Consider the following 22553-nt stretch of genomic DNA (forward strand, 5'->3'; position numbering starts at 1 on the left):
TAAAAGTAGGCGCCCACCTACGGTGTGACCTACCAACACATCCTGTTTCTTGATAAATTATTAAGTCCAAACAGCTTTAAAGGTTAACTCAAGAGGTTACATAGTTAATCCGAAATAAAATAAAGGTAAAGCTGCAATCAAACTATCCAAACGATCTAAGATACCCCCATGACCAGGAATTATGGCGCCTGTATCTTTTAAATGACACCTGCGCTTCAAAATACTGATAAATAAATCTCCGAAGATTGCAATTATTATAGTACATAAGGCCAAAACAAACCAATGAACCTGAGCAACAGGTTTAAAATAATAATAACCACCCCAAGCAATGATCATGGATAAAACCACGCCGCCAATGACCCCTTCCCAAGATTTTCCTGGGCTAACTTGAGGAATTAGCTTATGTTTTCCCATGATTTTACCACTAAAATAAGCACCTGAATCTGATGCCCAAATTAAAAACAATAAGTAAACTAATAGCTCTTTACCCTGGAATAAACCATATAAATGGATAAGACTTTGCAAAAATAAAGGCAATAGCAATACACAGGCGGCAGCAACAATAACAGGATAACCCCAATATTTCTGGGAGTCAGGAAAAGTAAGAATCGCAACAATAACGAGGCCCCATATAACCAGGCCTAAGACCAGCCAATAAGAAAATAAATAACCACAGCCCCACAAACACAAAAGCAGCAACAAAAGAAATCCAACTTGAGCACTGATTTTTTTTATAGGAATTAATTGGAAAGATTCTCGACCCGCAGCAATATATATGATTAAGGCAATTGCAGCTAAAATCCATTGATTGCCGAAAAAAATCAGCCACAATACCAAGGGAGCTAAAATCAATGCAGTTATAAGGCGTTGTAGGAACATGATATTGTCCTTATGGTCTAAAAATTAATTAAGAAATCTGCCCAAATCTTCTTTTTCTTTTATTAAAGGATGCTAAAGCCAACTCAAATTCATTCTCTCCAAAATCTGGCCAATTAACTTCGCTAAAATAAAGCTCCGTATAGGCAAGCTGCCACAGGAAAAAATTACTAATCCTCAGCTCGCCACTAGTACGAATAAATAAATCAGGATCAGGCAACCCTTCGGTATCCAAATAATGCGCAAAACTAACTTCATTAATTTCATCAAGCGTCAACTCACCACGCAAAACTGCTTGTGCAATCTTTTTGGCTGCATTCGCTACGTCCCATTTGCCACCATAATTAACAACTATATTCAAAGTGAATTGCTCATTTTTTGCCGTTAAAGCCTCTGCCTCATGCATTTGTTTTTGCAATACAGGGGATAAAGAACTCCGATTTCCAGTAAACCGCATCCTTATTCCATGCTGATTTAGTTCTGCTATTTCTTTGCGCAGAGACTCTAGAAATAATTCCATCAAAAAACTCACTTCCTCAACCGGACGTAACCAGTTTTCAGAGCTAAAAGCAAATAAACTAAGATAAGGCACTCCTTTTGTCATACAGCTACGAATCATTTTTTTTACAGATTCAACGCCTGCTTTATGACCCTCAATACGAGCCAATCCTCTACTTTCAGCCCAACGACCATTTCCATCCATAACAATAGCAATATGCTGAGGAATTTTTTGCTCTGACACTATTCTTCTCAAACTAATAAATTGTGCATAGTCTAACTGCTTTAGCATAAAATTGTCACTACTCAAAAATTATCTAAATAACTTGAGTTCGACGTAAAGGCCTTCAATGCTGCCCTCACATCACGAAACAAACATTACCTCATCAAGATCGCCCCCAGATAAAGCAGGGTGCGCGGTATTTATGCATAATCCAGTTCGAAATCATATCAGTCCAATATAAAAAATTGTCGTTTATTGTAATATCGAACTTATATTAATTAATACTTTTCAGACAGGCTCAGATTTATGTCTAAAAGCATGTTATCACATATAAAGTTATTCTGATTTTGTCGGGGATTTCTCGTAAACTAAGGAATGCATTACCAATTAAGTCATGTATAATCTTTCTTCTGAATTTGATCCTGTTTTGCGGAGTATTACATGCAAAAAAAAGCACCATTATTGCTTATGATTTTGGATGGTTGGGGATATAACGAAAATAACCAATACAATGCCATTGCCCAAGCCAAGACGCCTCAATGGGATGAGTGGTGGGAAAAGTGCCCACATATTCTTTTGCAAGCTTCTGGTGATTCTGTAGGGTTACCTGATGCGCAAATGGGTAATTCGGAAGTAGGGCATATGCATATTGGCGCAGGCCGAGTAATAGAACAAGATTTCACCCGGATCAATAAAAGTATAGCAAATGGGGAGTTTGCGGAAAATCCTGTTTTTCATAACGTTCTCACTACATTACAAAAAACGAAAAAAACGTTACATATTATGGGATTATTCTCTCCAGGAGGGGTTCATAGCCATGAGCAGCATTTATTTGCTCTACTTGACTTATGCGCACAACAAAAATTTACGTCGGTTTATCTGCATCTATTCCTAGATGGACGCGATACTCCCCCTCAAAGCGCATTACCAAGCCTAGAGCGCCTCGATGCATACCTTAGAACTCATCCAATAGCAACAATAGCTTCGATTAGTGGGCGTTATTATGCGATGGATAGAGATAATCGATGGGACAGAATAGAGCAAGTTTATAACCTATTAACCCAAAGTGTAAGCAAGTCCCGTTTTGCAGATGCCGAAACCGCAATAAAGTCGTATTATCTGGAAAATCTGTCGGATGAATTCATACCTCCAACCCAAATTGGCGAGCCGCACCCAATGAAAGACGGTGATGCCGTTTTATTTTTTAATTTTCGTGCAGATAGAGCCCGCCAACTCACTACAGCTTTTCTTGATCCTGAATTTAATAAGTTTAACCGAACAAAAAATACCCAATTATCCTATTTTGTGAGTATGACTCAATATGATAAAAACTTACCAACGACAGCTGCTTTCCCTCCGATTCACTTAAATAATACTCTAGGAGAAGTTCTTGCCGCCCATGGATTAAGTCAATTACGTATTGCAGAAACCGAAAAATATGCCCATGTCACTTTTTTCTTTAATGGTGGTAATGAGAATGTTTTTCCCCATGAAGAACGCGTTCTAATACCCTCTCCTAAAATTGCCACCTATAATTTACAACCTGAAATGAGCGCCCCACAATTGACAGATCATTTAGTTGCGGCGATTAACAGCCATGCATATGATGTCATTATTTGTAATTATGCTAATGCAGATATGGTTGGTCATAGTGGAGATTTTGCAGCAACTGTTTCTGCGATAGAATGCCTGGATCGGTGTATGAGTCAAGTATGGCATGCATTAGCCAAACAAGGAGGTCAATTACTGATTACAGCAGATCATGGCAATGCTGAAGAAATGTTTGACGAAAAAACCCATCAAGCACATACTGCTCATACAAGTGAGCCTGTACCCTTGGTATACGTTGGAGGGCCTTGGCATTTTACCCGCAGTGAAGGAGGTTTAACTGATATTGCGCCAACTATGTTGACCTTACTCGGAATTACTCCTCCAACGGAAATGACCGGTCATTCATTATTAGAAAAAAATATTCATGAATAAACGTAATTGTACTATTTGTTGTAGATCCATTCAGGCAGATACCAAGCGAAGTCGTTTGTTCTCTTTGGTTAAAATAAATCAAGAACGAATACTTGGCCATTGGCAAAAAGCAGCTAATTATTTTAACAAATCATTGTTGAGCATACTGTTTTGCTTTAATCTTTATGCAGGATCATCCCCCGCTGTTCTGCAAACACAAAATAAACTCAAACAACTAGATGCCCAAATTAGCAGCTTACAACAAATGTTAAATTCTGCGCATGATAAACGTGGTGTTATAAATAAGGAATTATCAGAAACTGAAAAACAAATAGGTGCGTGTGTCCAAAAGCTACGCTCAATTCAAAATGATATAAATAGCACAGAAAATAAAATTGTTGGATTACAAGATCAAGTCAATCAATTAAACAAACAACTTACTACGCAACAACAATTACTGGCGAATCACATACGCGCACGTTATCACATGGGAGAATATCAACCGCTTAAATTGCTGATTAATCAAGATGATCCAAATAAAGTAAGTCGGGTTTTAACCTATTATCAATATATCGTTAAATCACGACAACAACTTATCACCCAAATCGATGAAACGCGTAAAAATCTTAATGAAAGTAAGGAAAAACTCCGATCGGAGCTCACAGCCAATAAACAACTTAAGAGCGAATTAACACAACATCAGGAAAAACTAAACCAGAATAAAGGTTATCATACCGCCCTAATCCAATCCCTTAATCATGAAATTCAAGACAAACAAAATACATTACATGAGGCCAAAAGAAATAAGGAGAATCTAGCCCGCTTATTAAAATCATTATCGCAACAAAGCATCACTCAAACGAGTAGGCCATTTAGTCAAATGCGCAAAAAATTGCCGCTTCCAGTGCAGACTCAAGGCCAATCATTTCGCAAAATGCATCAAGGAGTGACATTTTTTGCCGAAGAAGGAGCCGTAGTAACTGCCGTTTACCCAGGTAAAATAGTGTTTAGTGATTGGCTTAAGGGCTATGGATTGCTTCTTATTATTGATCATGGACAAGGTTTCATGACTTTATACGCCCATAATCAGTCTTTATTTAAAAGAAAAGGACAATACGTAAATCAAAATGAGCAAATTGCGAGTGTAGGCCATAGCGGCGGAATTAAACAAAACGGTCTATACTTTGAAATAAGATTGAAGGGAAAGGCTGTTCCGCCATTAAACTGGTTGTCATAGGTTTTTTGATCCCTGGCACCTAAATTGCATTTCAATAATTATAACAAAAGAAAATGGCTTAAATTCTAGCCTGTATCTGAGGAGATCGTTATGTTGCTAAGAAAACTACACTCGTGCTCGCTTGCAATTGCGTATGCAATGACTCTAATGTTGTCTCTGCCAGTATTCGCAGATGATGAATTGAATACAGATACATCAAGCAATGCCTCTAATTCAGACTCCAAAGCAGTACCATTAGAAGATGTGCAAAGATTTTCAAATGCAATTGGCGAAATTAAAAAATATTATGTTAAGCCTATAGATGATAAAGAACTTTTTGATAATGCCATTCGTGGTATGCTCAGTGGGCTTGATCCTCACTCCAGCTTTCTTGATGAAGAGGAATTCAAAGAGTTACAAACATCTACCAGCGGTGAATTTGGTGGTCTGGGCTTAGAAGTAACCATGGAAGACGGCGTTGTCAAAGTGGTAACTCCGCTTGTTGATACACCCGCCTTTAAGGCAGGAATTAAATCGGGCGACTATATCATTAAAATAGGAAAAGAATCAGTTCAAGGGCTCTCTTTAAAAGACGCCGTAAACATAATGCGTGGTAAAGCTGGAAGCACTATTGAATTAACTGTACTACGTAAAGGAGTAAATAAAGCGCTTACATTTGATATGGTCCGAGAAGTGATCCAAATTAAAAGTGTTCAAAGCAAATTGTTAGCGCCAGGATACGGTTACATTCGTTTAACTCAATTCCAAGCTTTAACTGGAAAAGATATGCTGCAAGCGATTGCTCAACTTAAACAAAAATCTGGCGGTAATTTAAAGGGTCTTATACTTGATTTAAGAAACAATCCAGGAGGTTTACTTGATTCAGCCATTCAGGTTTCTGATGCATTTCTAGGCAAAGATAAGTCAGGAAAACCAGAGACTATTGTTTCCACTAAAGGACGATTACCTGGCTCAGATTTCACTGCTTTATCAAAAGGAATGGACGTTTTACATAATGCACCGATGGTTGTGCTCATCAATAATGGCTCTGCTTCTGCTGCTGAAATTGTCGCTGGAGCACTTAAAGACAATAAGCGAGCAGTAATTCTGGGAACAACAAGTTTTGGTAAAGGGTCTGTACAAACTGTATTACCTTTAGATAATAAAACAGGAATTAAGCTTACTACCGCACTCTACTATACGCCCTCTGGAACATCAATTCAGGCAACAGGGATTATCCCTGATATAGTGGTAAACGAAGTAGAAATTCCAAAAAATGCAGCTAAACCTGCTGATGCAACTGGATTTAGTGAAGCAGATCTGAATGGGCATATACTTAACAAAAGCGTAAAAAATACAAAAGCAAAAAGTCCTAAAGCTGTATTAGATGACTTAATGCACAGTGACTACCAACTCTATGCGGCATTAACCGTATTAGAAGGAATGTCTTTAGCAAACAGATAATCGATTTAGTTTCCCAATAATCTTGGGGGTTATGGCCTGGGTAAAGAAAAATCCCAGGCTTTTTATTTTGTATGCATTTGTATCATTTGGAATGACTTCAACAAGGCCCGATAAGACCATTAGAGTTGAAATTTTAATATCTGCCCTCATTATTTAATAAATAATGAGGATTAACGATGAGTTATAAACATGATAAATAATCTAAAAACCTTTTTCTTGCTTGCCTCTCTAACTGCACTGCTTATTTTTATTGGTGGAGCGCTTGGGGGAACCAACGGCATGCTCATTGCATTAATATTTGCGGGGATTATGAACTTTTCAGCATACTGGTACTCAGATACTATCGTGTTAAGAATGTATAACGCTGAGCCTTTATCTGACACTCATTTTGTTTCCAATATTGTATCCGGGCTCGCTCATAGAGCAGGAGCGCCTGTGCCCAAAGTTTATTTGATTAATAACGCGACCCCAAATGCGTTTGCAACGGGAAGGAATCCTGAAAATGCAAGTATCGCGGTCACATCAGGTTTATTAGAGCGATTGACCCGAGAAGAAATTACGGGTGTCTTATCTCATGAGCTAGCTCATGTAATTCACCATGACACATTAATTAGCGTAGTAAGTGCGACAATTGCAGGGGCAATTAGCGGGATTGCCAATATGTTTATGTGGCTTTCCATGTTTGGTAACCATTCAAATAATGAAGAAGGGGTACACCCTGTTGTTGGAATTATTATGATGATAGTTGCTCCTCTGGCAGCAGGATTAATTCAAATGGCTATATCACGCTCTCGTGAATTTGAAGCAGATGCTGGTGGAGCACGTATTTGTGGTAATCCTCGATGGCTTGCTGATGCCTTATTAAAACTAGATAAGGCAAGCCATGAACGATTATTTAATGAAGCAGAAACACACCCATCAACAGCACATTTGTTTATTGTTAATCCATTAAATGGAGAAAAGTTAGCCAATTTATTTTCAACACATCCCTTAACAGCAGAACGCGTGGCTAGGTTAAGAGCAATGTGTTAATAATCATCGCTTCCTGACCCATGGACTCAAAAATTTTGTAATTTACAAGCGAGTGGAAATCCATTTCAATAATTAATACTTGACATATACCTACCAATAGATAGAATACCCTTATGAAACTGACATTAATGCAAGAAAAAATACTAAATACAGCAGAGAGTTTAATCCAGAAAATGGGTTATAATGGTTTTAGCTATAAAGATATCGCCTTGATAGTAGGAATTAAAACATCAAGTATTCATTACTATTACCCAACCAAAGAAGATCTTGCTGCCGCTGTAATTGATTGGCAACTAGAGCGTTTGCTCATTGTATTAAATGAACTTAAATGCAATGCCACACTTTCATTACAAGGAAAGCTGCTGCATGTCGTTGATATAATTTTATCTTTGACACTTCATGATGAAATGAAAATGTGTTTGGGAGGCATTCTAGCATCTGATGTACTTTCTTTGTCCGAAAAACTTAAAAATAAAGTACGTCATTTTTTTAGCGTACTCGAAAAATGGATAAAAGAGTTGCTCGATATAGAAAATTATACACATAACCCTGTTGAGCCATTACATTCAAAGGACAATCTACCAAAATATTTATTAATCCACATAGAAGGAGGTTTGCTTATGTCACGCTTGTATCATGATTTCTCTTATATAGAAATTGTAAAACAATTTATCAAAAAAATTAGTTAAATTTTTTTATTCATTTAATCTATCTATTGATAGATAGGCATTGTAGGAATATCGATGAATCTTAGATTGCTTTTCACAACATTTCTCTTAACTTTGATTTTTTTAACGAATTACTATGCGAGCAAAAAACTATGAGCACTAATACTATAAACATTGAAAAAGCCACTTATATCCCTTTAAAAAGCAAACCGGAAACAGCATTGCAGTTAGAGGAATTTTTACGTAAAGGAAGCTCAGTAGTACGTCAGACTGAACCAGGAACTCCTCTTTGGTTTGGATTAAAAGAGAAAGAACATTTTGCAATTTTTGATCTCTTTTATAACGAAACTTGCAGAAAATTGCATTTTTCTGGTCAAGTAGCTAAAGCCTTAAAAGAAAAGGCATTAGAATTAGTACAAAATGGCTGGGAAAACGGAGTTGTACAAAATATTAATAATTTTGACCTGCTCACTACTAATCATTTTGATAAAAGTAAAATTTTAACTTCTAAGGTAGCTAATTTAATAGTTTTCAAAGTAAAACCCGGAAAAAATAGGGAAATTGAACTGTTTTTACAAAAGGCCGCGCAAATTATTGATGTTACAGAACCCCAAACCTATTTTTGGGTCGCATTGAAAGCCGATGCAGATACTTATGCAATCTTTGATACTTTTCCAGATAGCGATAGCCAAACAATCCATTTTTCTGGAAAAGTAGCTACCCTATTAAAAAATAATGCCGATAAATTAATTATTGGCGGATGGGAAAATGGAGTCATTGCCAATATCCATAATTTTGAGATTATAGCTTTTTCCTAATTTACACATTTACGGTTGCAATTACACTGCGTATCAAATGCAGTATAACACTCACCTCATGTTGGGCTGCACCTAAAAGAAAATTTTTTGATAAAATAAAAGCCGGTTTTAACGGCTTTTAGTGCTTTTAATTAATCGAGCAAGAACCATAAGTAAAGTTTATGCAGTCAGTACTTGCTTTTTATAGGAAACTCCTTTTTTATCCACATTAAATGTCCCCATGACGCCAACCCCTGGTTCAAGGGCTAATAGGTGTGTGGCAAGGGCTTGACTGGAGAAGTCCGTATTGGTTTTCATTGCAAGCACGGCACTATTATGAACAATATGGAATATATCATAAGCATAACCTGCTTGGGTAACAGGATGGCTAAAGTATTCTTGTTTAAACTGTGAAATAAACTCAGGCTTGGTTGTTTTAGTTAAAGCGACCGCATGCTGATGATGAGCACCTTGTGCTAGAAAGTTATTTTTGCCATCAGTAATTACCGAATCATTGGTTAAACAAAAATGAATGATGTTATTCTTTTTTGCTAAGGGTGCCACTAAAGCGCCGCTATCAGTGCCTTCGGTCAAGAGTACATTAATATGATGTGTATCAATAAATTTTTGTAATGTTGTTGTGGCTTGAGTATTATCTGGCATCTTATCCAGAGTATAAAACTCATAAGTAATGTTAGAAGATTTTAATTGATCACGCGCGATTTCCATAGCCCCCAACATGTTTCTACCTATAACAGCAGATTCATGAGTAAAAGGGGCATAAATGCCTACATTAATCGTCATTCGTTTTGCCGTATCCCCTGAGTTAGATGCGGCCACATTGAATCCTGTCATCAAAAAGACAAAAAATGAGCTTAAAACAATGAATTTTGATAAAAAATGTTTCATATTTATTTTCCTAATTGATTAGCCTGCGTAGTAACTGGTTGCTATAAGAATCCTCTATATTCATTGCACTTCCAAGAAGCCGAACAAAACAATGACAAAATTATTTTGCTATGAATAGGAATTAAATACAATGGTTGGGAATTAATAATAATTATGCAATAATTCAACCACAAAATGACAACCAGAAGCTCACCATGAATTATTTAAAGTCAACTTTATATTTTCTCAGTTTCTCTTTCTTGTCGATTGCTCAAGCAAGTGTGCAATCTCACTTTGATCAAATAAAAGACGATCCTAATTCTTTATATGCATTTTTTAAAAGTATGCCCAAAGGTGGTGAGCTTCATTATCATTTAGCAGGGGGAGCATACCCTGAAATAATGTTAGAACTCGCATCTAAAAAAGATTATTGCTTGAATACAGTGACCTCTAAAGTGAGTAAAAAATCCACTGGTTGTAATGAAATGGATACTAAAAATTTACTCAAACAACCAGACATTTATGCAAATACGCTGAAAAGCTGGTCTATGAAGGACTTTGTTCCAGGAAAAGAGTCAGGACATGATCATTTTTTTAATTCATTTGATAAATTCAACGCTATAGTAGAGGATTATCAGCCTGAATTAGTAGCGGCTGTAATGGAAGTTGCAGCACAACAAAATGAGCAATATATGGAATTAATGCTTTTACCTGATAATGCACATGCACTGAGTTTTGGTGATTTACTTAAAAACACAACTACCTTTAATGAAAAAAGAGCGCTCTTATTAGCAAATAAAGACTTTCAAAATAACGTCAGCCATTCGGCTATAGAAGCAGAACATATCATCCAAAAAGCACGCCAGAAATTGGGTTGTGAAGCTTATCCAGAAAAGAAAGACTGCCAAATACAGGTAAAATTTTTATATTACTCACTTAGAGAGCAACCTCCAAATAACTTGTTTGCTCAAACACTTAATGCGTTTGAGGCTGTAGCAAAATCCATGAAAAATAACGGAGTCTTGGTTGGAGTTAATTTAGTACAACCTGAAGATGGAATTATTTCTTTACGGGATTATCATCAGCAAATGCAGATTTATCAGTACCTTCATAAAATTTACCCGCAAGTAAATATTGCGTTACATGCTGGCGAATTAACTCAAGAAATTGTTACCCCTAAAGATTTAGATTATCACATACATGATGCTCTTTTTACTGGCCAAGCCCAAAGAATTGGACATGGCGTAGATATCGCCAATGAGAGTGATGTAAAAGATACATTGGACTACATGGCAACTCAACACAAAGCAGTAGAAATTAATTTAATTAGTAATCTGAAAATATTAAACATTTCTGGTCGGGAACACCCTCTTAATTATTACCTGAAACACCATGTTCCTGTCGTTTTGTCTACGGATGATGAAGGGATATTAAGAACTAATTTAAGCCAACAATATGTAGAAGCTGTGTTGCACCATGGGTTAGATTATAAGACCATAAAACAAATCAATAGAAATGCACTAACTTATGCATTTTTACCCGGAAAAAGCATTTGGGCAGATGCGAATAAAGCTCAGCCTATTCAGGATTGTCAGGATTTAAACAGTCAAAACTGCAAACAATTTATTAAAACTAGTGAAAAAGCTCAATTGCAGTGGAATTTAGAACAAAAACTGCATGAGTTTGAGAAAAAGTTTTAGCCCATATGTTGCAGGAGCTGAGTGTCACATTGACTGATGTTTTTTCATTTTCACGAAAGCGGCGGGTCTAAAAAACAACTAGCACTGCTATAAACTTCACCTATAGCATGCTTTCAATAGACCCCTGCTTTCGTAGGGAGATACTTTTCTAAATGACTCACACTAAAAACCATATTTGATGTGCTTCAATTAAAACCACCTCTGGAACACACATTGTCTACTCAATGCAAATAAAGGGTTTCAAGATAATACTTCAAATAAAAACTTGCCTGTATATCTAAAATAAACATAAATTCACTCGCCTGGATCTATTTTTAAGCCAATATTAAGACGTGTTGACCATTCATCCCCACGACCTACGTGCTGCGCCTTGTTCAGGAACAAGTCGCGGGTAGGTGGTGGGGATGAATGGTCAACATGCGTTAGATTCTTGCTAAGTTTAGGTGCCGCGCATAAAGCCCGACACAAAGAGAGTAGGAAGGATTATCAATACGTTTTAAATTTTAAATGGATCACGTAAAATAATTGTCGAATCACGCTCAGGACCAGTTGATAGTATATCAATAGGTATATTCAGCAACGATTCAATTCGTTTTAGATAAGCAATCGCATTATCAGGTAAATCCTTCATATTTTTAATGTCAGCAGTAGATTCTTGCCAGCCCGGCATTTCCTCATAAACAGGCTCCAAATCTTCAAAATCAACAGCAGCTTGTGGCGGTCGTGAGATTAAATTACCTTTACTGTCTTTATAAGCGACAGCAATACGCAGTACATCCAAGTTATCTAAAACATCTAACTTGGTAATACACAGACCTGTAATACTATTCAGTTCAATTGATCGCTTTAATAATACGGCATCAAACCATCCACATCGTCGTGGTCTACCAGTAACGGCACCAAACTCCTGGCCGCGTTCAGCGATTCGCTTTCCTACATCGTTGAAAAGTTCCGTGGGAAAAGGACCGCCCCCAACTCGAGTAGTATAAGCTTTCGTAATTCCTAAAACATAATCGATATATTTTGGACCAAATCCTGCACCATTGATTACAGAGCCCACACAGGTATTCGAAGAGGTTACAAAAGGATATGTACCATGATCGATATCGAGGTATACACCTTGAGCTCCCTCGAATAGAATATTATCCCCTCGTTCTCTATGTTCATGTAAGCACGTCGAAACATCGTAAACCATGGGGCGCAATTCTTCAGCCCATTGTGAGGCAGCATCCAATAAAGGTTGAAGCGCTACAGCAGGTTGCTTGAAATATTGGGTCAAAATAAAATTGTAGTAATCAAGAAGATCTTCCAATTTTGTGGCAAAGCGCTCCGCGTGGAAGAGATCACTTACCTTCAATGCACGACGAGCTACTTTATCTTCGTAAGCCGGGCCTATACCTCTCCCAGTCGTACCAATAGCAGAATTTCCCATGTGTGCTTCGCGTGCTTTATCCATCGCTACATGGCAAGGGAGAATTAAGGGACAAGCCTTGCTGATACGCAAACGAGAGCGAACATCAATCCCCGTATTTTCCAGTTCTTTTATTTCACTCAGTAATGCATCTGGTGAGAGCACTACCCCATTTGCAATATAACAAAGTACATGCTGCCTTAACATACCTGAAGGAATGAGGCGTAAAACAGTTTTAACCCCATTAATTTTTAAAGTATGACCGGCGTTATGCCCGCCTTGATAACGAACAACGACCTGTGCATCTTGCGTTAATAAATCGACAATTTTACCTTTGCCTTCATCGCCCCACTGTGTTCCTAAAACAACAACGTTTTTACCCATGATCCACTCTTAATTTGCAAAATGCTCTTTATTGCTCTTAATTGAAAAAGTTCTGAACCCGATTTCAACAAAATTGGTCATTATAGTTATTTTTTAACAGGTACACCATCATTTTTTGGAGTAGCTTGCTTAAAATAATCAAAAAATGCGCTGCTTTGATCCAAAACCAAAATATCCTTTTTACTTGTAAAACTAGCCTCATAAGCCAGCAGACTACGATATAAGGCAAAAAATTCCTTATTTTTACTATATGCCTCTGCATAGATTGATGCCGCTTTCGCTTGTCCTATCGCTCTGACTTTTTGCGCCGCGCTGCGGGTTTTTGCTAATAAAACCATAACATCAGCATCCGCTTTCGCTTGAATTTGTTCGGCAGCTGCCTGGCCATCAGCACGGTGCCTGTTCGCAATTTCCTGCATATCGGCGCGCATACGTTGGTAAATTTCGTTGCTGGTACTTGCTGGCAACTCGATACCTTTAATACGTACATCTACAACATTAATACCTAATTCACCTGCTTGCTTTTGAGCTGCCTTACGGAGCAACTGCATCACATCATCACGCCCCCCTGATACTACCTCAGGAATAGTACGTTTACCAAATTGTGCCCGTAATAAAGTATTTAATTGTTGTTCCAACAAGGTTTCAGCTTTAAATTCACTTCCCCCTGTTGATTTAAAATATTGTGCTAAATCAACAATTTGCCATTTAACATAATAGTCAACCATCACATCCTTTTTTTCCCGTGTGACAATACGAGTTGATTTAATATCCTTAGTTTGTATCCGAGTATCAAAAATACGTACATTTTCAATAAACGGTACTTTAAAATGCAGCCCAGGATTCAATACCTTAACTTTATTGGTTTCCCCCTCATTTACCAAGCGCCCTAAACGCAAAAGAATACCGTGTTGTCCTTGAGTTATGGTAAATACCGTTGTAAGTAATACTAGAAATATTAAAAATATCAATATGCCAAGGGCTCTGCCAGTATTCTTCATTGTTAATTTCTCCCTTGTCGATAAACAGGTCTTGTGAATTCTCGTCCATCGACTAAATTCTCTATTTCATTAGATTCATCAGTTCCTGCTTTATTATTTTTTGCGGTCTCCAGAGGGCCCGACGACTTTGTAAATAATTTATCTAAAGGTAAATACAATAAATTACTTGATTTACTATCAACAATAATCTTACTGGTTTTATTCAATACCTTTTGCATGGTTTCCAAATACATGCGTTCAGCCATAACCTCGGGAGCGACATTATATTGAGAAAGTAAAGCCAAAAATTCAGAGACCTCACCTTGGGCATTCAAAACAACTTGTTTTGAATAAGCTTCCGCTTCTTGCTGAATGCGGCTTGCCTTACCCTCTGCAATCGGAATTACCTTCGCTACATAAGCATTCGCTTGTGCTTTAAAACGCTTTTCATCTTCTTGAGCTTTGATAGCATCATCAAAGGCCTCTTGGACACTTTCTGGAGCTCGAGCAGGTTGAGGTGCCACATTAACAATTACAATACCTGTGTTATATAAATTAAGAATTTTTACCAGGGTATCTTGAACTTGACTTCCCCAGACTTCACGTCCTTCAGTAATCATTTGGTTCAACGTAGTAGCACCTACAACCTGTCTTAAAGCACTGGAAGTAGCTTGTTGCAAACTTTCTTCTGGATTAGCTACGTTAAATAAGTACTGTTCTAAATCACCAATACGATATTGTACCGCTAAAGAGACAGCAACCAGATTTTCATCACTGGTAAGCATTTGTGCAGAATAGGAGTAATCCAATACCCTATCCACATTCATAATAATTTTGGAGGAAATGATTCGTGGTATCCAATGTGGCCCTGATCCCACTGTTTCCACATATTTACCAAAACGAAGAATAACTGCTTGTTCTGCAGGATCAACAATGAAAATGCCAGAGAGAGCCCAAATAAGAAAAGCAAATAGAACAATCATCATGGTGACTAATCCACCATTTGATTTCTTAGAAGGCTCGTTATTTGTTTTTACAGTACCACCAAAAAGAATCTTCTTCAGCTTCTCATGAATACGCTTCAGCGCCTCATCCAAATCTGGAGGCTGATTTTTACCCTTCCAAGGCTCTTTGCCTTTATCCGGCTCATTCCACCCCATGTACTACTCTCCTGGCCAATTTTAAGAAAAATAGAATTCTAGGGGGTATATGAAGTTTAAGCAAGCTTCCTACTGAGATTTTCCTCTAAGATCAATCTCCCAAACATCGGTCACAACATCATTTTCAGTAATAAAAAATTGATCAAAAAGATTAATGGTTGGGTCACAATGAGGGACTACAAGCTCAATCACTTCCCCCAAAGTAGGTAATTTTGAGCAGTCTTTTGCTGAAATTTTACCATGTTCGTCACCAAATCCTCCCCAATCATAGGTCAATCCCTGATGACTTATTATCTTGGGTTTCAGGTGATCTACATAAATCGATTTGGTTCCTGCATCTACAGTAACATGTTCCGTTCTATTATTACTGATAACGGTAGTAAGAAGGGTCATCGCAGGTCTAAATAGATCAAATTGTTTGTCGTTATTCCGAGAGCCGATATTAGTATACTGGACATCCATTACAGTATAAGAACCGGGTTGAATTTCAGTAACTTCGGTTGCCTCAATATCTATGTCATAAGTTCCTGTTCCAGTTCCTGTTAATATTGGGCAATTAAAACCACTTCTTTTGAGATTTTTTACAACTTCGCTTGCCATCTGCATCGTTTGCAAGGATCGCTCTCTACGCTCATTAAAAGAAGGGATATGCTGTAAATTACCTGCATAGCATTGAACTCCCATCAAATGTAACCAGGGTAATCGTTGGAGTTCCCTTGCAAAATTTAAAGCATGCTCTGGTTTTATTCCAGTGCGCCCAATACCAGGATCGATATCAAGGAGCACATGAATCCGTTTATTATGGCGTGCGCCTGCTTCATTTAAAGCAAGAATGTTTTCTTTACTATCCACCACAACCATAGTAGATGGTGCTTTTTCCAAACAAGCAATCAGTCTAGAAATTTTATTTTTTGTGATAACCGGTGAGGTGATAAGAATATTGGGTATCTCTTCCTTGATAAGAACCTCTGCCTCTGAAATTTTTGCAACGCATACGCCTATTGCCCCATATTCAATCTGTAATCCAGCTAGTTTTGAGCACTTATGCGTTTTACAATGAGGCTTGATATTTATTTCATTTTCAATCCCGTGTTTTTTCATTTTTTCTAAATTGGTCTTCAGGATATTTTTATCAATCACTAAACAAGGTGTGTCAAGCTCTGTTTTTTTCATTCCTAGAGTTAATTCTGGCATTCTGAATCCTCGCAATTGCTGTTTATTCTCTTAAAAAAGTGTTGGCACGTGAAAACTGACTTTGCTTGAATGCAATTTAAACATTGGTACTTAACATCACTCGACAGCCTAGATAAACCAACAATCCACCAAATACACGACTTAAAGAAGCCTGAAAATGAGTAAATAACTTTCGGATATGCTGTGATTGTAAAAATAACACCAAAAGAGGCCAAAAAAGAGCCGATTCAGCGACAACAACTCCCGCCACTAAAACCTTATCACTAAATGCTGCATTAATTGAAACAAACTGGGTAAACAAACTTAATAGGAAAAAAGCGAGTTTAGGATTTAACGCGTTGCATAAAACGCCTTCTGTATAAGCTCTCAAAAGCGTAATATTTTTTAAACAGGAAATATCGGAATCTGCATTTTTCATTTTCCTGGAACTTAAACTTTTAAATCCAAGATAAATTAAATAACAGGCTCCTGCATACTTCACAATGGTATAAATTATACTACTTTTAGTAATAATTAATCCCAAACCCAAAATGCAGTAAGTAGCGTGAAAAAGACATCCTGAAACGATACCAAAAGCGGTAGCCAACGCTTGGCGTTTGGGGTATATGAGCGCATTTTTTGTCACCAATAAAAAATCTGGCCCCGGACTAATCATTCCAATAAAACAAATTAAGATTAATAGCAATAAACTCACGTTCATACCGTATACCCCAAACAACAAACTCAATTACTATATCATAATCTTAATTAATCCTTAATTTTGGCTCCGTTATCTCCCTGATCAAACTGTAACTCCATTAAAGTCTGACATTACAATGCAGAGTTCCAGTTGTATTCCCAATTTGTTCATGCATCTCCATTTTGGGTAATGTTTTAAACATATCATCATAGATAATCTGTGTCCTGGTTCCTGGATGACTACGTGCATATTGCTTCACCATTTCCCAATTACATTTTCCTTCAGCAATCATCCATCTCATAGTACTCCAGGGGTTTGTAATTCGTTGGTTCTGATAAGCCTCATTATAACGTCGAACAAATTCTGCATAAAGTTTATGAGAAGGTTCATCCCCCTTTAATGGTACTGCAGCAATAGTTGATAACGAGGGAGTTTCAGGGCTTCCTTCTTGATGGCGACTGTATTTGCGTGTAACCAATCGCTCAATAACAAAAGCAGCCTCGCTGGGTCTACCAAATAACTGGCGTAAAGTATTACCCCAGGAGTTATCAACATAAATTATTTTATGTAATGGACTCTCTGCCAAATGACACCGATTCACAAAAGGGTCAACGAGTTCAGGTCGAGAATTCAGATAACGGTCAATTTCTTTAAGCAAATCAGTACGTTTATCTGCTAATAACTGACACATAGACTCTTTTCGTGGCGGCTCAGCCCCCCGACAAAGCAACATTGCAACCCCTCGAATCAGGTCCTTATTATTTTTATCGTTTGCTAATAGTTTGCAAAGTGACTCAATCGCATTATCCGCTGTCATTTTATCCGCAGATAATCTATTGTTTTCTGCTTCAAGATCTAGTTTTTTTACGGGAAACTCCAATAAAGCTTCAAGTGCTTTTATTTTACCTTGCCGTGCGGCCAATAATACTGGCGTATCCTTCATCGCCCCTAAGGGATTCGATAAATCCGCTCCAGCGTTCGCCAAACTCTTTACTCCAAAAGCGAAATCCAATGCTATAGCTTGATGTAATGGCTGAAACGAAACACGAGCATTTGTCATCCGCGTAGTTGCATTTACATCAGGATGGCTCTTTAATAATCTTCTTAATAAACGTCGATCTTTTGTTTCTACAACCAACGATAATAAAGTTCGCCCTTCTTGATCACGCCTATTAACATCAAAAACACCCGTATCAAAGAGATGAAGCGCTAACTTCAGTTTTCCAAGAGCAAGCGCCTGATGAAGTGGTTCACCAGTATTTTTATCCTTTACTTTACTCAGAATAAAATCAACAAACTGCGTTAAATCAGAAGAAAAGCCTTTGTGAATCTGCTTCCCTTCTTTTTCTTGATGCTGTTGAATTAAATAATTCAAAACGGTCACTTGTTCACCATTTTCAATCCAAAATGGATGCTCTAAGTAATTCGGCTCTACGCAAAGCTTTTGTTCAATAAACAGTTTAAATCCTTGCAACCCCGATTTTACAGCTGCATTGATTTCCGTTATAAATTCCATGATTACATCCTCTGTAAGTTACTTCCGGATTTATATTACACATTGAACAATAGAAGATCAAATTCTATGCCTTTTATGTCGAGATCAGGTTGACTTAGTAAAAATCAGGTCCCAAACGCCATGCCCTAAACGCTCCCCCCGATTCTCAAATTTTGTCAAAGGACGCGATAAAGGTCTTGGAGAATATCCGCCATCGGTCTGGAGATTTTTTAAAGATTGCTCCATAGATAAAACATGAAGCATATGCTCTGCATATTCTTGCCAGTCGGTAGCACAGTGAATAAATCCTCCAGGTCTAATTTTTTGTGCGAGTAATTGAATGAATGCTGTCTGAATTAAACGTCTTTTATGGTGACGTTTTTTATGCCAGGGGTCTGGAAAAAAAATCTGCACCCCAGCAAGTGAATTATCGAGTAATTGAGTATTAAATACCTTTACAGCATCATTAGGTACAATACGCACATTGGTTAATTGATGCTCATGCAAATCAGCCGCCAAACTCCCCACACCTGCAAGATGTACTTCTATTCCGACGTAGTTAAGTTCAGGATTATTCTTTGCCATAGTCAGCAACGAAGCTCCCATCCCAAATCCTATTTCAACTATAGTATCAGCTGATCGCGAAAATTCCTTATCCAAATCCCAGGGATTTCCACTTACAGTGAGCTCATAATCTTTTAGCCAAAGATCTAAACCTTGACGTTGTCGATTACTCAATCGCCCAGCACGTAACACATAACTTTTTATCTGACGTTGCATCTTTATACCCAATTTATCTAAAGCGTGGAATTATATGTTCTTACAAAAATCTTGCAACTAATGCATTTTTTTGATATAAAACCGCTCTTGTATTTCACATCCGGCTATTTGCCCAGAATTTTACAAAGACAAGCACATTAAAACCTATTTTGGAGTAACATAATGTCTAGAGTATGTCAGGTAACTGGCAAGCGACCCATGACTGGCCACAAAGTGTCGCACGCTAACAATAAAACTAAAAGACGCTTTCTGCCCAATATTCAAAACCATAGTTTTTGGGTTGAAGAAGAAAAGCGATTTGTCACATTAAAACTTAGTACCAAGGGTATGCGTATTATAGACAAATTAGGTATAAAAGCAGTTCTGGATAAACTCAGAGCTAAAGGCGAAAAAATATAATTTAAGGGGATAAACCATGGCAGCTGTCACTATTAAGGTGAAAATGGAGTCCACAGCAGGAACTGGATACTACAAAACCACAACGAAAAACCCACGGAACCATCCTGAAAAGATGGAACTCATGATGTATGATCCAAAAGTACGTAAGCATGTGCTCTTTAAAGAGAAAAAAGTAAAATAAAAATCTAAAGCCCCGCCAAGGGGCTTTTTCACTTCCCGATTTTATTCTAAATAACCCTGCGAAATACTGGATAATCCTTACGAATCGTTTACACTGATAGTAAATAGCAATGAAAACAAAGAGGATTTGCATGAAACCATCATTGCAACTAAGTATTAGCCAGCATTTAACCCTAACTCCCCAGTTACAACAAGCGATAAGAATTTTGCAATTATCAACCATTGATTTACAACAAGAAATTCAACTTGTTCTTGAATCAAATCCTTTGCTCGAAGCAACGCCCAACGAAGACAAAGAAGAAATCGCAATCGATGAAACAAGACAGCAAGAGAATGATCAAAGTGATTTTCAATGGTCTGAATTATACCAAAGCTCAGATAAACGCACATCATTTGATGATGTTGATTATAATTTTGACAACCTGCATTGTACAACAACAAACCTAAAGGATCATTTAAAATGGCAGCTTAACCTTTCCCCTATGAGCGATATAGATCGAGCAATAGCTACTGCCATTATCGATGCAATGAACAGTGATGGATTCCTAAGTATGGGCATTACTGAGTTACATGCAAGTCTGACAAGTGAAGAGCATCCCCTCGACCTGGATGAAATAGAGGCAGTTCGACATCGCCTCCAATTATTTGATCCTGTAGGATGTGCTTGTATCAATTTGGCTGAAACATTGCTAATACAGCTGGAGCAACTTCCTCAGGATACCGAACATTTAGCCCTGGCCAAAAAGATAATTACTAAAGACATTGAATTACTTGGTCAGCATAATTACAGACAACTGATGAAAAATCATCAGATTACTGAAAAGACAATTGATTCAGTATTAAAAATTATCCAAAAATTAAATCCTAAACCAGGGAATTTAATTCATGAAGACATTACAGAATACATTATTCCCGATTTAACTGTTAAAAAGATCAATAATCAATGGCAAGTTCACTTAAATCAAAGTGTGCTTCCTCACTTAAGCATTAACAATCAATACGCATCGCTTATTCAACGAGCTGACAATAGTGCAGACAATCTATTTCTAAAAAATAACCTGCAAGAAGCACGATGGTTTTTAAAAAGCATTCAAAGCCGACAAGAAACGCTACTCAAAGTAGCTACCTGCATTATGCAGTATCAGCAAGGATTTTTAGAATATGGTGAAGAAGCAATGAAGCCATTAATTCTTAATGACATTGCTATAGCCCTGGAAATGCATGAGTCAACTATATCGCGTGTTACCACGCAAAAATTCATTCATACTCCGCGGGGTGTGTTTGAACTTAAATATTTCTTCTCTAGCCATATTAGTACAAATGTTGGCGAGGAATGCTCTTCTACAGCGATTCGTGCCGTCATTAAAAAATTAATTGCCGCGGAGAATAGAAAAAAACCATTAAGTGACAGTAAAATTACCCAGTTATTGGAAAAACAAGGGATTCAAGTAGCAAGACGAACCGTAGCAAAATATCGTGAAGCAATGGGAATTGCTCCATCTAATGAAAGAAAAGTAATTGATAACTGACGAGAGTACAGTAAAATACGTAGCATTTATACCGGATCCAATTTTAAGAAACATAATTCGATATAAAAAATAATATTGTTTTTTATTGAACTCACATTAATTATTAGAAATCAAAGCCAGTCATGATTTCTAAAAGCAACTAGGAGATTTTTATGCAAATTAACATCACAGGACATCATATGGATGTTACTCCTGCTATCAGAGCATTTACCGAAGAAAAATTCGATAAGTTAGAGCGTCATTTTGATCAAATCACTTCCATTAATGTAGTTTTTGGAGTGGAGAAATTAAGACAAATTGCTGAAGCAACGGTTTATATAGCCAAAGGTGAACTGCATGCAAGTTCGGAATCAGATGATTTATACACCGCTATTGATACATTAATTGATAAATTAGATCGGCAACTGATTAAACATAAAGAAAAAATCCGTAATCATCATGATTAAGGTTGAGCTTCTTGCATAATCAGCATACTTTGCCTGGATGCAAGGCATAAGTGTTTTGATGAAACGAGCTTATATAGAAGTGAATGGACTGGGGTACTTAGAAAACGCAGCAATCAAGCAAAAGAGATGCTTAAGCAAGAAGCTTTAATGAGCCACCTGGGAAATCCATCCCAGGTGCTCGTGCACTTATTAATTGAAACCGTGTTTTATCCCTATCAGGCTACACTTATTCTACAGTTCATGATACATTGTACGCGCTATGATAAAAACTAAGATTAAAATAATTAATAAATTGGGCTTACATGCAAGGGCTTCAGCAAAATTTGTCTCAACGGCGGCAAGATTTCAAAGCCAAATTGATGTAACCTGTAATTCACAAACCGTTAATGGAAAAAGCATTATGGGTGTGATGATGCTCGCCGCAAATCAAGGAGCTGAAATCACCATGGATATAAACGGCCCTGATGAAGTTCAAATGAATGAAGCGTTATCTCACTTAATTAATAATTTTTTTGGTGAAGGAGAGTAGCAAGCATTATTTAATCGCCCCCCTTGTATACAACTTTATTTAGCTAAAAACAGTAAAAGGCGT

The 22553-nt window shown here is 37.3% G+C and carries 22 protein-coding genes; 12 read left to right on the forward strand and 10 right to left on the reverse strand.

The features are described from left to right. Positions 1 to 96: 96 nt before the first annotated feature. Positions 97 to 879 carry a phosphatidate cytidylyltransferase gene (locus EKG34_RS09315; RefSeq protein ID WP_003635370.1) on the reverse strand — a complete coding sequence of 261 codons (783 nt, stop codon included), beginning with the start codon at positions 877 to 879 and terminating at the stop codon, positions 97 to 99. A 28-nt stretch (positions 880 to 907) separates the two neighbouring features. After that, positions 908 to 1666 (reverse strand): isoprenyl transferase, encoded by a 759-nt coding sequence (locus EKG34_RS09320; RefSeq protein WP_003635368.1) that lies wholly within the window; start codon positions 1664 to 1666, stop codon positions 908 to 910. A gap of 372 nt (positions 1667 to 2038) precedes the next feature. Between EKG34_RS09320 and gpmI the strand changes: the two genes are divergently transcribed. The 6 genes from gpmI to EKG34_RS09350 all read left to right on the forward strand — a co-directional run bounded on the left by gpmI (position 2039) and on the right by EKG34_RS09350 (position 8757). Further along, on the forward strand, positions 2039 to 3580 hold the full coding sequence (gpmI, locus tag EKG34_RS09325) for a 2,3-bisphosphoglycerate-independent phosphoglycerate mutase (protein ID WP_003635363.1): 1542 nt from the start codon (positions 2039 to 2041) through the stop codon (positions 3578 to 3580). Beyond that, positions 3573 to 4796: a murein hydrolase activator EnvC family protein gene (locus EKG34_RS09330; RefSeq protein ID WP_012979354.1), complete on the forward strand. Its 1224-nt coding sequence runs from the start codon at positions 3573 to 3575 to the stop codon at positions 4794 to 4796. The genes gpmI and EKG34_RS09330 overlap by 8 nt, the downstream gene beginning before the upstream one ends. Positions 4797 to 4886: 90 nt before the next feature. After that, on the forward strand, positions 4887 to 6239 hold the full coding sequence (locus EKG34_RS09335) for a S41 family peptidase (protein ID WP_003635359.1): 1353 nt from the start codon (positions 4887 to 4889) through the stop codon (positions 6237 to 6239). Between the two features lie 189 nt (positions 6240 to 6428). Beyond that, positions 6429 to 7271: a zinc metalloprotease HtpX gene (htpX, locus tag EKG34_RS09340; RefSeq protein WP_003635356.1), complete on the forward strand. Its 843-nt coding sequence runs from the start codon at positions 6429 to 6431 to the stop codon at positions 7269 to 7271. 113 nt (positions 7272 to 7384) lie between these two features. Further along, on the forward strand, positions 7385 to 7960 hold the full coding sequence (locus EKG34_RS09345) for a TetR/AcrR family transcriptional regulator (RefSeq protein ID WP_012979355.1): 576 nt from the start codon (positions 7385 to 7387) through the stop codon (positions 7958 to 7960). A gap of 131 nt (positions 7961 to 8091) precedes the next feature. Next, positions 8092 to 8757, forward strand: coding sequence for a hypothetical protein (locus tag EKG34_RS09350; protein ID WP_003635352.1), 666 nt, complete (start codon positions 8092 to 8094; stop codon positions 8755 to 8757). 159 nt (positions 8758 to 8916) lie between these two features. On the opposite strand, the gene EKG34_RS09355 is transcribed toward EKG34_RS09350, so the two are convergent. Beyond that, complete coding sequence (locus EKG34_RS09355; protein ID WP_012979356.1) at positions 8917 to 9645, reverse strand: type 1 periplasmic-binding domain-containing protein; 729 nt, start codon at positions 9643 to 9645, stop codon at positions 8917 to 8919. A 194-nt stretch (positions 9646 to 9839) separates the two neighbouring features. Here EKG34_RS09355 and EKG34_RS09360 point away from each other — a divergent pair, with 194 nt between their 5' ends. Continuing rightward, positions 9840 to 11324 carry an adenosine deaminase family protein gene (locus EKG34_RS09360; RefSeq protein ID WP_012979357.1) on the forward strand — a complete coding sequence of 495 codons (1485 nt, stop codon included), beginning with the start codon at positions 9840 to 9842 and terminating at the stop codon, positions 11322 to 11324. Positions 11325 to 11820: 496 nt separating this feature from the next. On the opposite strand, the gene EKG34_RS09365 is transcribed toward EKG34_RS09360, so the two are convergent. The 7 genes from EKG34_RS09365 to trmB form a co-directional block, all read right to left on the reverse strand. Next, positions 11821 to 13119: an adenylosuccinate synthase gene (locus tag EKG34_RS09365; RefSeq protein WP_003635346.1), complete on the reverse strand. Its 1299-nt coding sequence runs from the start codon at positions 13117 to 13119 to the stop codon at positions 11821 to 11823. Between the two features lie 86 nt (positions 13120 to 13205). Then, on the reverse strand, positions 13206 to 14120 hold the full coding sequence (gene hflC / locus EKG34_RS09370) for a protease modulator HflC (RefSeq protein WP_003635344.1): 915 nt from the start codon (positions 14118 to 14120) through the stop codon (positions 13206 to 13208). Positions 14121 to 14122: 2 nt separating this feature from the next. Next, a complete protein-coding gene (gene hflK, locus EKG34_RS09375) occupies positions 14123 to 15259 on the reverse strand; it encodes an FtsH protease activity modulator HflK (protein ID WP_003635342.1) in 1137 nt (378 codons plus the stop codon). A 69-nt stretch (positions 15260 to 15328) separates the two neighbouring features. Then, positions 15329 to 16453, reverse strand: a complete 1125-nt coding sequence (locus EKG34_RS09380) for a DSD1 family PLP-dependent enzyme (protein WP_003635337.1) — start codon at positions 16451 to 16453, stop codon at positions 15329 to 15331. Positions 16454 to 16529: 76 nt separating this feature from the next. Continuing rightward, complete coding sequence (locus EKG34_RS09385) at positions 16530 to 17153, reverse strand: LysE family translocator (RefSeq protein WP_003635335.1); 624 nt, start codon at positions 17151 to 17153, stop codon at positions 16530 to 16532. A 97-nt stretch (positions 17154 to 17250) separates the two neighbouring features. After that, complete coding sequence (ankC, locus tag EKG34_RS09390; RefSeq protein WP_003635333.1) at positions 17251 to 18648, reverse strand: Dot/Icm T4SS effector AnkC/LegA12; 1398 nt, start codon at positions 18646 to 18648, stop codon at positions 17251 to 17253. Positions 18649 to 18732: 84 nt separating this feature from the next. Continuing rightward, positions 18733 to 19407 carry a tRNA (guanosine(46)-N7)-methyltransferase TrmB gene (gene trmB, locus EKG34_RS09395; protein ID WP_003635331.1) on the reverse strand — a complete coding sequence of 225 codons (675 nt, stop codon included), beginning with the start codon at positions 19405 to 19407 and terminating at the stop codon, positions 18733 to 18735. Between the two features lie 162 nt (positions 19408 to 19569). Between trmB and rpmB the strand changes: the two genes are divergently transcribed. The 5 genes from rpmB (at position 19570) to EKG34_RS09420 (ending at position 22490) form a co-directional block, all read left to right on the forward strand. Then, the gene (rpmB, locus tag EKG34_RS09400; RefSeq protein WP_003635329.1) at positions 19570 to 19806 is read left to right on the forward strand and encodes a 50S ribosomal protein L28; all 237 of its coding nucleotides are present in this window, start codon (positions 19570 to 19572) and stop codon (positions 19804 to 19806) included. 16 nt (positions 19807 to 19822) lie between these two features. Beyond that, positions 19823 to 19987, forward strand: a complete 165-nt coding sequence (gene rpmG, locus EKG34_RS09405) for a 50S ribosomal protein L33 (RefSeq protein ID WP_003635328.1) — start codon at positions 19823 to 19825, stop codon at positions 19985 to 19987. 130 nt (positions 19988 to 20117) lie between these two features. Then, complete coding sequence (locus EKG34_RS09410) at positions 20118 to 21515, forward strand: RNA polymerase factor sigma-54 (protein ID WP_003635293.1); 1398 nt, start codon at positions 20118 to 20120, stop codon at positions 21513 to 21515. Between the two features lie 152 nt (positions 21516 to 21667). After that, the gene (gene hpf, locus EKG34_RS09415) at positions 21668 to 21961 is read left to right on the forward strand and encodes a ribosome hibernation promoting factor (RefSeq protein ID WP_003635292.1); all 294 of its coding nucleotides are present in this window, start codon (positions 21668 to 21670) and stop codon (positions 21959 to 21961) included. A 259-nt stretch (positions 21962 to 22220) separates the two neighbouring features. Next, on the forward strand, positions 22221 to 22490 hold the full coding sequence (locus EKG34_RS09420) for an HPr family phosphocarrier protein (RefSeq protein WP_003635290.1): 270 nt from the start codon (positions 22221 to 22223) through the stop codon (positions 22488 to 22490). Positions 22491 to 22553 lie beyond the last annotated feature (63 nt).

It is taken from the genome of Legionella longbeachae, assembly GCF_004283175.1.
Classification (GTDB): Bacteria; Pseudomonadota; Gammaproteobacteria; order Legionellales; family Legionellaceae; genus Legionella; species Legionella longbeachae.